This window comes from Photorhabdus antumapuensis (assembly GCF_020387775.1).
Classification (GTDB): Bacteria; Pseudomonadota; Gammaproteobacteria; order Enterobacterales; family Enterobacteriaceae; genus Photorhabdus; species Photorhabdus antumapuensis.
The window spans coordinates 146333-158572 of record NZ_JAHZMK010000010.1; the positions used below are offsets into that span (position 1 = coordinate 146333).

Annotated in this window: 12 protein-coding genes and 1 other annotated feature; of the genes, 8 read left to right on the top strand and 4 right to left on the bottom strand. The window is 42.8% G+C overall.

Going from position 1 to position 12240, the window contains the following annotated elements; all coding sequences use genetic code 11:
• Nucleotides 1-114 precede the first annotated feature (114 nt).
• From KZ793_RS02775 to KZ793_RS02790, 4 genes are read right to left on the bottom strand one after another with little or no spacing between them, the layout of a single operon-like run.
• Nucleotides 115-1002 (bottom strand): metal ABC transporter permease, encoded by an 888-nt coding sequence (locus tag KZ793_RS02775; RefSeq protein ID WP_225813299.1) that lies wholly within the window; start codon nucleotides 1000-1002, stop codon nucleotides 115-117.
• Entirely contained in the window at nucleotides 999-1874 is an 876-nt protein-coding gene (locus tag KZ793_RS02780; protein WP_225813300.1) for a metal ABC transporter permease, read from the bottom strand. The genes KZ793_RS02775 and KZ793_RS02780 overlap by 4 nt, the downstream gene beginning before the upstream one ends.
• Nucleotides 1871-2767 carry a manganese/iron ABC transporter ATP-binding protein gene (locus KZ793_RS02785; protein ID WP_225813301.1) on the bottom strand — a complete coding sequence of 299 codons (897 nt, stop codon included), beginning with the start codon at nucleotides 2765-2767 and terminating at the stop codon, nucleotides 1871-1873. Before KZ793_RS02785 ends, KZ793_RS02780 begins: the two co-directional genes overlap by 4 nt.
• A complete protein-coding gene (locus KZ793_RS02790) occupies nucleotides 2764-3684 on the bottom strand; it encodes a metal ABC transporter substrate-binding protein (protein ID WP_317987437.1) in 921 nt (306 codons plus the stop codon). Before KZ793_RS02790 ends, KZ793_RS02785 begins: the two co-directional genes overlap by 4 nt.
• Nucleotides 3685-3905: 221 nt before the next feature.
• Between KZ793_RS02790 and KZ793_RS02795 the strand changes: the two genes are divergently transcribed.
• From KZ793_RS02795 to ihfA, 8 genes are all read left to right on the top strand, one after another.
• Entirely contained in the window at nucleotides 3906-4574 is a 669-nt protein-coding gene (locus tag KZ793_RS02795; RefSeq protein WP_225813303.1) for a transglycosylase SLT domain-containing protein, read from the top strand.
• Between the two features lie 481 nt (nucleotides 4575-5055).
• On the top strand, nucleotides 5056-6984 hold the full coding sequence (thrS, locus tag KZ793_RS02800; protein WP_225813305.1) for a threonine--tRNA ligase: 1929 nt from the start codon (nucleotides 5056-5058) through the stop codon (nucleotides 6982-6984).
• Between the two features lie 3 nt (nucleotides 6985-6987).
• Nucleotides 6988-7527 (top strand): translation initiation factor IF-3, encoded by a 540-nt coding sequence (gene infC, locus KZ793_RS02805; protein WP_225813408.1) that lies wholly within the window; start codon nucleotides 6988-6990, stop codon nucleotides 7525-7527.
• A gap of 97 nt (nucleotides 7528-7624) precedes the next feature.
• Nucleotides 7625-7822: a 50S ribosomal protein L35 gene (gene rpmI / locus KZ793_RS02810; RefSeq protein ID WP_004157374.1), complete on the top strand. Its 198-nt coding sequence runs from the start codon at nucleotides 7625-7627 to the stop codon at nucleotides 7820-7822.
• A gap of 41 nt (nucleotides 7823-7863) precedes the next feature.
• Nucleotides 7864-8220: a 50S ribosomal protein L20 gene (rplT, locus tag KZ793_RS02815; RefSeq protein ID WP_021323015.1), complete on the top strand. Its 357-nt coding sequence runs from the start codon at nucleotides 7864-7866 to the stop codon at nucleotides 8218-8220.
• 103 nt (nucleotides 8221-8323) lie between these two features.
• Nucleotides 8324-8448, top strand: a sequence feature (Phe leader region).
• Nucleotides 8449-8534: 86 nt separating this feature from the next.
• Nucleotides 8535-9518 carry a phenylalanine--tRNA ligase subunit alpha gene (gene pheS, locus KZ793_RS02820; RefSeq protein ID WP_225813307.1) on the top strand — a complete coding sequence of 328 codons (984 nt, stop codon included), beginning with the start codon at nucleotides 8535-8537 and terminating at the stop codon, nucleotides 9516-9518.
• A gap of 14 nt (nucleotides 9519-9532) precedes the next feature.
• Nucleotides 9533-11920, top strand: a complete 2388-nt coding sequence (gene pheT, locus KZ793_RS02825) for a phenylalanine--tRNA ligase subunit beta (RefSeq protein WP_225813309.1) — start codon at nucleotides 9533-9535, stop codon at nucleotides 11918-11920.
• A gap of 4 nt (nucleotides 11921-11924) precedes the next feature.
• Nucleotides 11925-12221: an integration host factor subunit alpha gene (ihfA, locus tag KZ793_RS02830; protein ID WP_011146885.1), complete on the top strand. Its 297-nt coding sequence runs from the start codon at nucleotides 11925-11927 to the stop codon at nucleotides 12219-12221.
• Nucleotides 12222-12240 lie beyond the last annotated feature (19 nt).

Genomic DNA, 12240 nt, shown 5'->3' on the forward strand with positions numbered 1-12240 from the left:
CACCTCTCTACGTCGTCAATTACTTTATGAACAATTATAGTCAGAGAAAACATATGATCAGGTAAAAAAGATGATTAACAGGGTTATATCTCAAAACAGATATAACCCTTTTTGTTATTGATTGGACTCGTTAGAGATTTGTAGGGCTGCTTGATACGTTTTACGTTTGGATTTTGTTCTTACAAGTTTTATCTGACTGTAAGCCAGTGCTAGCGTAAAGAAGATAGCCTGGACAATAACAATGCATGGCCCCGTTGCACCATCAATGTGGAAACTGATCAGAGTACCCAGGACACAGGAACTGACTGATGCAATGACAGCGACAATTAACATTCGGTCAAAACTGCGGCATAACATGAAAGCGATAATTCCCGGTGATATCAACATTGCGATAACCAAAATCATTCCCACGGCTTGCAGGGAAGCGACAATGGTCATTGACAATAGACAAAGCAAACCGTAATGCAAAAGCTTAACAGGTAATCCCACTACGCGCGCTTGGTTCGGATCGAAGCAGTAAAGCATGAAGTCTTTGCGCTTTAGCAATACTATCGCCATAGTGATACAGGTAATCCATAATGTTTGATTCAACTCATCTTTAGTGATCCCTAGTATATTTCCGAACAGAATATGAGTGAGATGTTGGTCAGTGTCTATTCGGGCAAAAAGAACTAAACCAAAGGCAAACATGCCTGAAAAGACAATTCCCATGACAGTATCTTCTTTTATCCGGCTATGTTCTTTCAGATATCCTGTTGCAACAGCACAAAAAATACCGGAAAGGAATGCGCCAATAGCCAGCGGTATACCGGCAGCGAAAGCTAGCACAATGCCTGGTAATACAGCGTGAGAGATGGCGTCACCCATTAACGACCAGCCTTTAAGAACCAGATAACAAGAGAGTATTGCACATACTGCGCCTGTTACAATAGCAGCAAATACCGCCCGTTGCATAAATGGAAACATAAACGGCTCAGTGAGTAACTGTGTCAACTCATTCATAGTTGTGTCTCCTGAGCTAAGGCTGAGGATTCTTTTCTGGCACGTATGCGTGAAGCGAATAGCCCATGTTTTGGTGCAAAGAAGAACGCTAATAGGAAAATGACGGTTTGCAGTGTGACAATGACACCACCAGTAGCGCCGTTAAGGAAGAAACTTAGGTAAGCGCCGAATGCACTGGTCAGGGAACCAATAGTAACGGCAATGATCAGCAGGTGCTTAAAACGATCTGTTAATAAGTAAGCTGTTGCGCCTGGAGTGACAACCATTGCAATCACCAGAATAGCGCCGACAGTTTGTAAGGCTGCGACAGTACAAGCACTCAACAAAGTAAAAAAAATGATTTTCATCCGCAAGGGAGATAAGCCGATAGAGCGGGCATGTGTTTCATCAAAAAATACAATTAGCAAATCTTTCCAGATAAACATGAGCACGATAAATGAAATCGCAATAATGATTTCAACTTGGAGAACATCTTCATCAGCGATGCCAAGGATATTGCCGAAAATAATGGTTTGTACGTTAACCGATGTAGGGTTGAGGGAAACGATTAATAAGCCGGCCGCAAAGAAAGTGGAAAAAATGAACCCGATTACCGCATCTTCACGTAAGCGAGTGATATGACGAACTAAAGTCATAGACAGAGCTGCCAGCATTCCGGTAAAAAAAGCACCGCCTGCATAAGGAAGACCCAGCGCATAAGCACCAGCGACGCCAGGTACAACTGAGTGAGAGAGCGCGTCTCCCATCAATGACCAGCCTTTTAACATCAGGTAGGAAGAAAGGAAGGCACAGACGGCACCGACAATGGCACTAACCCAGATGGCTTTTACCATGTAATTATAGTGAAAAGGTTGCAGCAAAAGCTCTGTCATGATTGACGTTTCTCCTTATGCTGACCCTGCCTTGGCGGAACATGATGATCATGACCATAAAATACGGCTGCGCGTTCATCATCAGTAATAACCGTCAAGGAGCGTGGATCATCATCATCATGTAATTCCGGGCCGGATAGATTAATATGACGAAGTACTCCACCAAAAGTCATCTCTAAATTTTTTTGGGTGAACGTTGTTTCTGTTGGGCCACTTGCCAGAACAGTTCGGTTGATTAGGATAACATGATCGCAGAATTCAGGTACGCTACCGAGGTTATGTGTAGAAACCAGAACCAAATGGCCCTCATCACGTAAATCACACAACAGGTCAATGATGGCATTCTCTGTTTTTACATCAACACCAGTAAAAGGTTCATCTAGTAATAGAACTTTACCTTCCTGAGCCAGAGCCCTTGCAAGAAAAACTCTTTTTTTCTGTCCGCCTGAGAGTTCGCCAATCTGTCGGTTGCGTAGGGCCGTTAAGCCGACACGTTCAAGTGCTTTATCAACAGCTTGGTGATCTCTTTTACTTGGGATTCTCAGGAATCCCATTTTCCCATAGCGGCCCATCATAACGACATCAGAAACCAATACTGGAAAGTTCCAGTCGACTTCTTCTGTTTGAGGAACATATGCAATAATATTTTTCTTCAAAGCATTTTTGACTGGCATATCACTTAGAGTGACTTTTCCCTGAGATGGGCTTACCAGCCCCATGATAGTCTTAAACAATGTGGATTTACCACTACCGTTAATGCCCACCAACGCACAAATAGTTCCACCGGTGATAGAAAAACTTGCATCATAAATAGCTGTGTGACCGTTGTTATAAGTCACTGTGGCGTCATCAACGACTAAATGAGGACGTTCAAACAGCATATTGCTATTCATTGATTAAATCCTTTTGCGATTGTGTCTACAGTTTTGTTCAGTAAATCAATATAAGTTGGTACTGGGCCATTACTGCCGGAGAGTGAATCTACATAAAGAATACCACCATAACGGGCATCTGTTTCTTTACTGACTTGTTTAGCTGGCTTATCTGAAATTGTACTTTCGCTAAACACAACTGGGATTTTGTTTGCTCTTACAGTATCAATGACATGACGAACTTGTTGTGGTGAACCTTGTTCTTCCGCATTAATTGGCCATAGATACACTTCCTTGAATTGGTAATCTTTAGCTAAATAGCTAAAAGCCCCTTCACTGGTGACTAACCAACGTTGATCCTGTGGAATACGAGAAAGACGTTCTCTCAGTGGAGAATCCAGTTGTGCGATTTTTTCAGCATAGGCTTTGGCATTCTTATTATAAGCTTCTGCATTTTCAGAATCGTATTTTACAAATGCTTGGCGGATATTCTCAATATAGATTAAAGCATTTGTGGGTGACATCCAGGCGTGAGGATTAGGGTTCCCGTTGTAAGGTCCTTCACGGATAGGTAGTGGTTCAATGCCGTCAGTAATAACAACGGCAGGTACATCTTTAAGATTTTCAAAGAAGCGTTCAAACCAGCGTTCTAGGTTTAACCCATTCCAAAGGATCAAATCAGCATGTTGAGATTTTATAATATCTTTGGGGGTGGGTTGGTAATCATGGATTTCGGCACCAGGTTTAGTAATTGATTCAACAATCGCCGCATCACCTGCTACGTTTTGTGCTATATCCTGGATGATAGTAAAGGTAGTGACAACTTTGAATTGTTTGGCGGCAGATACCTTCTGACTAAATAAAACTATAGATAAGAGAATCAATGTAATTCCCAGTATTGGGGGGGAAAGCAAAAGCAGAGAAAGTTTTTTTTTCATCAATTCAAGCCTTACTTGTTATAAGTATATATATGATAACGATTATCAATATCATTTAAGTAAAGTCAAGATTATAAAATTTGGGAATAACGATTGTTGCAATCGTTATTCCATACGATATGAACACGAATACAGTGAAAAGTTAAGTAAAAATATTTTTAGATTGTAAACGAAATTGTATATGCTGCGTTGTAGCAAAATTTGATCCAGAGGATTATAGGGTGAAATTAAGACTGAGCTTTGTGGCACTGGTCGTGCTGTTAGTCGGTTGTGCTGAGAGAAATGCTCAGCAGACAAATGTTGGTAAACAGTTCGGTCAGCAACGTATGCTTAACAATACTACCAACGCAGCTGGAATTTCTTCTTTCCCGCCGACGCCTTTTGATACCTTTATTCAACAGGCATCCAATCGGTACGGCGTTGATGAAACGCTGATCAGAGCGATTATTCAAGTTGAATCTGGTTTTCGCCCTGATGCAGTCAGTAAATCGAATGCAATTGGTCTTATGCAGATCAAAGCATCGACAGCAGGGCGGGATGTGTATCGACAGAAGGGGCGTTTTGGTCAGCCAACAACTCGTGAGTTGAAAGATCCTAAAACTAATATCGATCTTGGCACTGCTTATATCAGTATCTTGAAAGAGCAGCATCTGGCAGGTATTGATAACCCTGAGATCCTCTACTATGCCACTATTGTTGCTTACGTAAATGGTGCGGGTGCTCTTTTACGTACTTTTAGTGTAGATCGTCAATTAGCCGTTAATAAAATAAACCGTATGACGCCGGATGAGTTTTATCAGTATGTTCAGGATAATCATCCAGCACCCCAGGCCCCACGCTATTTGTGGAAGGTGAAAAAGGCTTATCGTTCGTTAGTAATGGCAGATTGAGTCGCTGGTAGAAATGACGATTCCATTTCTAACCGATTTTGCCAAAATATCTATTTTATTATACTGAGATTCAGCAAGAACTAGGACGAATTGCCACCATTTTTTCATGTTTCCTATAAAATCCTTTCAAGGCTTACATTGATTTCAGTATTAGATTGCGGCATTTTATCCAATTTTACAATAAAAACAGAAATCGCATTTGTCTGTCATCGCTATCATCGTGTTATTGATATGGTGGATTATTAAGGTTGTATGTCCTTTGATTTTCTAACTAAACATCGCCGTGACCTGAATGGTTGTTGGTGGTATATTTTCGCGATGTTTCGGTATTGAAGGCAGTCACTTTTTACATTGTGTACCAATTTTAGTACCGAACTTTAATGGATTGACGAGATAATAATTTAAATCGTTATTTTAGTTGAATATCAAACTCCTTCAAGTGATCTTTCGTGTGGGTCACCACTGTAGATAAGGATTTTAAATGCCTGTTGTTACTCTTCCTGACGGTAGCCAACGTCAGTTTGACCATGCGGTTTCTGTAATGGATGTTGCCTGTGATATTGGTCCAGGTTTAGCTAAAGCATGTATTGCTGGCCGCGTAAATGGTGAGTTAGTGGATGCTTGTGAATTAATCGATTCAGATGCAAATCTTGCCATCATCACCAGTAAAGATGATGCAGGGCTGGAAATTATCCGCCATTCATGTGCTCATCTGCTAGGCCATGCGATTAAACAATTATGGCCAGATACTAAAATGGCTATCGGTCCGATTATTGATAATGGTTTTTACTATGATGTTGATCTTGGTCGTGCTCTGACGCAGGAAGATATTGAACTGCTTGAAAAGCGTATGTTGGAACTTGCCAAAAAAGACTATGACGTCATCAAGAAAAAAGTAAGTTGGCAAGAAGCGCGCGATACTTTCGTTGCTCGTGGTGAAGATTATAAAGTACAAATTTTGGATGAAAACATCAGTCGAGATGATCGTCTTGGTCTCTATAATCATGAAGAATATATTGACATGTGCCGTGGCCCACATGTGCCAAATATGCGTTTCTGCCATCATTTTAAATTGCAGAAAGTCGCAGGGGCATATTGGCGTGGGAATAGCAACAATAAAATGTTGCAACGGATATATGGTACCGCGTGGGCTGATAAGAAACAGCTCAATACTTATCTGCAACGTTTGGAAGAAGCGGCCAAACGTGACCATCGTAAGATTGGTAAACAATTAGATCTTTACCACATGCAGGAAGAAGCTCCAGGTATGGCGTTCTGGCATAATGATGGTTGGACTATTTTCCGTGAGCTGGAAACTTTTGTCCGGACCAAACTGAAAGAATATCAATATCAGGAAGTTAAAGGTCCGTTTATGATGGACCGTGTCATGTGGGAAAGAACGGGTCACTGGGAAAACTACGGTGAGCATATGTTTACCACTTCTTCAGAAAACCGTGAATATTGCGTTAAACCGATGAACTGCCCAGGGCATATTCAGATTTTTAACCAAGGCTTAAAATCTTACCGTGATTTACCGTTACGTATGGCTGAATTCGGTAGTTGTCATCGTAATGAACCATCAGGGGCATTACATGGTTTGATGCGTGTTCGTGGTTTTACTCAGGATGATGCTCATATCTTCTGTACAGAAGAGCAAATTCACCGGGAAGTCAGCAGTTGCATTAAGATGGTGTATGACGTTTACAGCACTTTTGGTTTTGAAAAGATCATAGTTAAGCTGTCAACCCGCCCGGAAAAACGCATTGGTACTGAAGAACAATGGAATCAAGCGGAAGAGGCTTTGGCGGCAGCACTACAAGAAAATGGTGTTCAATTTGAATATCAGCCAGGTGAGGGTGCCTTCTACGGACCGAAAATTGAATTTACTTTGCATGATTGTTTGGATCGTGCGTGGCAATGTGGTACTGTGCAACTCGACTTTTCACTACCAGGTCGTTTGAATGCGTCCTACGTAGGTGAAAATAATGAACGTAAAGTTCCTGTAATGATTCACCGTGCGGTTCTGGGTTCACTGGAACGGTTTATCGGCATCCTAACTGAGGAGTATGCGGGTTTTTTCCCAACATGGATTGCTCCACAGCAGGTAGTGGTGATGAATATCACCGATAATCAGGCTGATTATGTACAGGAATTAGTAAAAAAACTTCAAGATGCGGGCATCCGTGCAAAAGCAGACTTGAGAAACGAGAAGATTGGCTTTAAAATCCGTGAACATACTCTACGTCGTGTTCCCTACATGCTTGTCTGTGGTGAAAAAGAGGTTGAATCGGGGAAAGTTTCCGTTCGTACCCGCCGTGGTAAAGATTTGGGCAGCATTGATGTTAACGAGTTCATCGAAAAACTGCTTATAGAAATACGCAGTCGTAATCTTCATCAATTGGAGGAATAAGGTATTAAAGGCGGAAAAAGAATTCAAACAGCGCGTCCTAATCGCATTAATGGAGAAATTCGCGCTTCTGAAGTTCGTTTAACAGGTTTAGATGGCGAACAGATTGGCATTGTCAATCTGAGGGAAGCTCTTGAAAAAGCTGAGGAAGCGGGTGTCGATTTAGTTGAGATCAGCCCGAATGCCGAGCCGCCGGTTTGCCGTATTATGGATTACGGCAAGTTCCTCTATGAGAAGAGTAAGTCGACTAAAGAGCAGAAGAAAAAACAAAAAGTTATTCAGGTTAAGGAAATTAAATTCCGTCCTGGTACAGATGAAGGCGACTATCAGGTCAAACTACGCAACCTGGTTCGTTTTCTGGAAGATGGCGATAAAGCCAAAATCACCCTGCGTTTCCGTGGGCGTGAAATGGCACACCAACAGATTGGTGTCGAAATGCTTAACCGCATCCGCGGCGATCTGGATGAACTGGCGGTAGTCGAATCCTTCCCTTCGAAGATTGAAGGCCGTCAGATGATAATGGTGCTCGCTCCTAAGAAGAAATAGTTAGGCAATCAAGTAATAAGCTCCAGTCGGTTCATCTGGTTGGGGCTTATTCGCCTGATTAATTCGTTGTAATTCACAATGCGAAGTGGAAATTAAAATGCCAAAGATTAAAACAGTACGCGGCGCCGCTAAACGCTTTAAAAAAACTGCAAGTGGTGGTTTTAAGCGTAAGCACGCTAACCTTCGTCACATTCTGACTAAGAAATCAACCAAACGTAAACGTCATTTACGTCCAAAAGGCATGGTCTCCAAAGGTGATCTGGGCCTGGTTATTGCTTGTCTGCCGTACGCATAAGCAATTTTTAGAATAGAATTCAGAGACGATAGGAGAAGTATATGGCTCGCGTAAAACGTGGTGTTGTCGCCCGTGCACGTCACAAGAAAATTTTAAAGCAAGCGAAAGGTTACTATGGTGCCCGTTCGCGCGTTTACCGTGTTGCCTTCCAGGCAGTAATCAAAGCAGGGCAGTACGCTTACCGTGACCGTCGTCAGCGTAAACGTCAGTTCCGTCAACTGTGGATTGCACGTATCAACGCTGCTGCACGTCAGAATGGTTTGTCCTACAGCCGTTTCATTGATGGCCTGAAAAAGGCTTCTGTTGAAATCGACCGTAAGATCCTGGCTGACATCGCTGTGTTTGACAAAGTGGCGTTTGCTGCTTTAGTTGAGAAAGCGAAGAGCGCTCTGGCATAAGTTAGAGTAGTGAGAGGGGGAGCATGCTCCCTCTTTTACTTTGTTTGAAAATGTGGCTTACTAGAGCGTCGTTGTCAGAAAACATATTTTTCCCGAGAGAACCAACATTATGTCTTTAGCTTTTTTTCGCATCTTTTTTTACTTTAGCACCTGAATTCAGGGGGCTTTGCGCGTAAGAAAAGAAACGAAAAGTAGCGCCTGAGCCTCCGTCGTGGAGGCTTTTTTGTTTTTATGACAATAAAAACAGAAATAGGTATATAGGGTCATTAACGATCATTACTAGCAGGCCGTTAGGCCGAAGGAAGAGGAAAACGATGCCACATCTCGCTGAATTGGTTGCAAAGGCAAGAGCAGCCATAGAAGATGCCCAGGATGTTGCTGCGTTGGATTTGGTGCGTGTTGAATATTTAGGCAAAAAAGGCCATTTAACTCTCCAAATGTCATCGCTGCGTGATCTGCCGGTCGAAGAACGCCCAGCAGCAGGGGCGGTTATTAATCAGGCTAAGCAGGAGGTTCTGGAAGTTCTGAATATCCGTAAAGAAAAACTGGAGACTGACCTTCTGAACTTCCGTTTAGCAGCGGAAAAGATTGATGTATCATTGCCCGGCCGCCGTATGGAAAATGGTGGATTACATCCGGTTAACCGCACAATAGAGCGTATTGAAACTTTCTTTGGTGAATTAGGGTTTTCTGTAGAATCAGGCCCTGAGATTGAAGATGATTATCATAATTTCGATGCGCTGAATATTCCCGCCCACCATCCTGCACGTGCTGATCATGATACTTTTTGGTTTGATGCTAAACGTCTGTTGCGTACTCAGACTTCCGGTGTTCAGGTTCGAACTATGCATAGTCAACAGCCACCAATTCGCGTCATTGCACCAGGCCGTGTATATCGTAATGACTACGACCAGACACACACACCCATGTTCCATCAGGTGGAAGGCTTGATTATTGATCGTGATATCAGTTTTACCAACCTGAAAGGAACGTTGCACGATTTCCTGACTAACTTTTTTGAAGAAGATTTGCAGGTTCGTTTCCGACCTTCTTACTTCCCATTTACAGAACCTTCGGCGGAAGTTGATGTCATGGGTAAAAACGGCAAATGGTTGGAAGTGTTAGGTTGCGGTATGGTTCATCCTAATGTATTGCATAATGTTGGCCTTGATCCTGAAATTTATTCTGGTTTTGCTTTCGGCATGGGGGTGGAGCGCCTGACAATGTTACGTTACGGTGTAACTGATTTGCGCGCGTTCTTCGAAAATGATCTGCGTTTTCTCAAACAGTTTAAATAAGGCGGGGATATCTCATGAAATTCAGTGAATTCTGGTTACGCGAATGGGTAAATCCAGCCATCAGCAGTGAAGCATTATCTGATCAAATCACCATGATAGGTCTGGAAGTTGATGGTGTTGAAGCCGTTGCTGGTCAATTTCATGGTGTAGTTGTTGGTGAAGTTGTTCAATGTGCCCAGCATCCAAACGCGGATAAACTACGGGTAACAAAAGTGGATGTAGGTGGTGAACGACCACTGGACATTGTTTGTGGTGCACCGAATTGCCGTTTGGGGCTGAAAGTTGCAGTAGCAACCGTGGGTGCCGTACTACCGGGTGATTTCAAAATCAAAGCGGCAAAACTGCGTGGTGAGCCTTCTGAAGGGATGCTATGTTCTTTTTCTGAGCTGGGTATTTCTGAGGACCACGGCGGTATTATTGAATTGCCAATGGATGCTCCGTTAGGTATTGATCTGCGTGAATATCTGAAGCTGGATGATAAAGTCATTGAAATCAGCATTACACCTAATCGCGCTGACTGCCTGAGTATTATAGGTGTCGCACGTGATGTGGCAGTTGCTAATAAAATGCCATTGTCTGAGCCACAAATTGAAGCAGTAAAACCGACAACAGATGCTGTTTTCCCTATTCGTGTTGAAGCAACAGAAGCTTGCCCACGTTACTTGGGACGGGTAATTAAAAACATTAATGTGAAAGCGGCAACGCCACTGTGGATGTGTGAAAAATTACGTCGTGGTGGTATCCGTTCTATCGACCCGGTTGTCGACGTGACTAACTATGTATTGCTTGAGTTGGGTCAACCGTTGCATGCGTTTGACTTGGCGCATTTGAATGGCTCAATCACTGTGCGCATGGCGAAGCAGGATGAAAAATTAGTGCTGCTGGATGGCTCGGAAGCCAATCTTTCTGCTGATACGCTAGTTATTTCTGATGAAAAACAATCTGTTGCGATGGCAGGTATTTTTGGCGGTGAACATTCAGGTGTGAATGAAGAAACGCAAAATATTTTACTTGAGTGCGCATTCTTTGCTCCTTTAGCGATTGCTGGTCGTGCCCGTCGTTATGGTTTACATACCGATGCTTCTCACCGCTATGAACGTGGTGTTGATCCTCAGTTACAGCACAAAGCAATAGAGAGAACAACTCAATTGTTGATTGATATTTGTGGTGGTGAAGCCGGCCCGATTATTGATGTTACTGATGAATCTCAATTGCCTCAATCTGCGACAATCACATTGCGTCGTGAAAAACTGGATCGTTTGATTGGTCACTATATACCTGATGAACAGGTTGGTGACATCCTGACCCGCTTAGGTTGCAAAGTCACTATTCAGGAAAATTGTTGGCAAGCGGTTGCGCCAAGCTGGCGTTTTGATATGGAGATTGAAGAAGATCTGGTGGAAGAGGTTGCCCGTATCTACGGTTACAACAATATTCCAGATGTACCGATACGTGCAGATCTTATTATGAAAAAACATCATGAAGCGGATCTTTCCCTGCAACGTGTTAAAACCATGCTGGTTGACAGAGGTTATCAAGAAGCGATTACCTATAGCTTTGTTGATCCCAAAATTCAGGCACTGTTACATCCACAGCAGCCAGCGTTGATGTTGCCTAATCCAATTTCAGCGGATATGTCAGCAATGCGTTTATCTTTACTGACTGGTTTGCTAACAACAGTGGTATATAACCAAAACCGTCAACAAAACCGTGTGCGCTTGTTTGAAACCGGCTTACGTTTTGTTCCTGATGAAAATGCCGAGCAGGGTATTCGTCAGGAGCTGATGCTAGGGGGTGTTATTGCAGGAAATCGTTTTGAAGAGCATTGGTCACTGGAAAAACAGTCCATTGATTTCTTCGATATGAAAGGCGATTTGGAAGCCATTCTGGAGTTAACCGGAAAATTATCTAAGATTTCTTTTAGAGCAGATGTAAATCTGGCGTTGCACCCAGGCCAAAGCGCTGGGATTTATTTGGAAAATGAATACATCGGATATATTGGTGTTGTTCACCCAGAATTGGAACGAAAACTTGACTTAAATGGCCGCACAGTGGTATTCGAAGTACTCTGGAACAAGCTGGTAGGCCGCGTGGTGCCTGACGCGAAAGAGATTTCACGTTTCCCGTCAAATCGTCGTGATATTGCGATCGTGGTGCCTGAAAATATTGCTGTAGAAGATGTTTTGGCTGAATGCAAGAAAGTTGGCGTAAATCATATAGTTGGCATAAACTTGTTTGACGTGTATTGTGGTAAAGGTGTAGCAGAGGGTCATAAGAGCCTTGCTATAAGTTTTATCTTGCAGGATACCGCGCGTACACTGGAAGAAGAAGAGATTGCTGCGACGATTAATAAATGTGTCGCGGTGCTGAAACAGCGATTCCAAGCATCCTTGAGGGACTGAACTTATGGCGCTTACTAAAGCTGAAATGTCAGAAAATCTGTTTGAGAAACTGGGAATTAGCAAGCGTGATGCTAAAGATCTGGTTGAATTATTCTTTGAAGAAGTGCGTCGTTCTTTGGAGAATGGTGAGCAGGTAAAATTGTCTGGATTTGGCAACTTTGATTTACGGGATAAAAACCAACGTCCGGGCCGTAACCCTAAGACTGGTGAGGATATTCCGATTACAGCTCGCCGAGTAGTGACATTCCGTCCTGGTCAGAAGTTAAAAAGCAGGGTTGAGAAAGCCACACCTAAAGAATAATCAAAAAGGCCGCATCAAT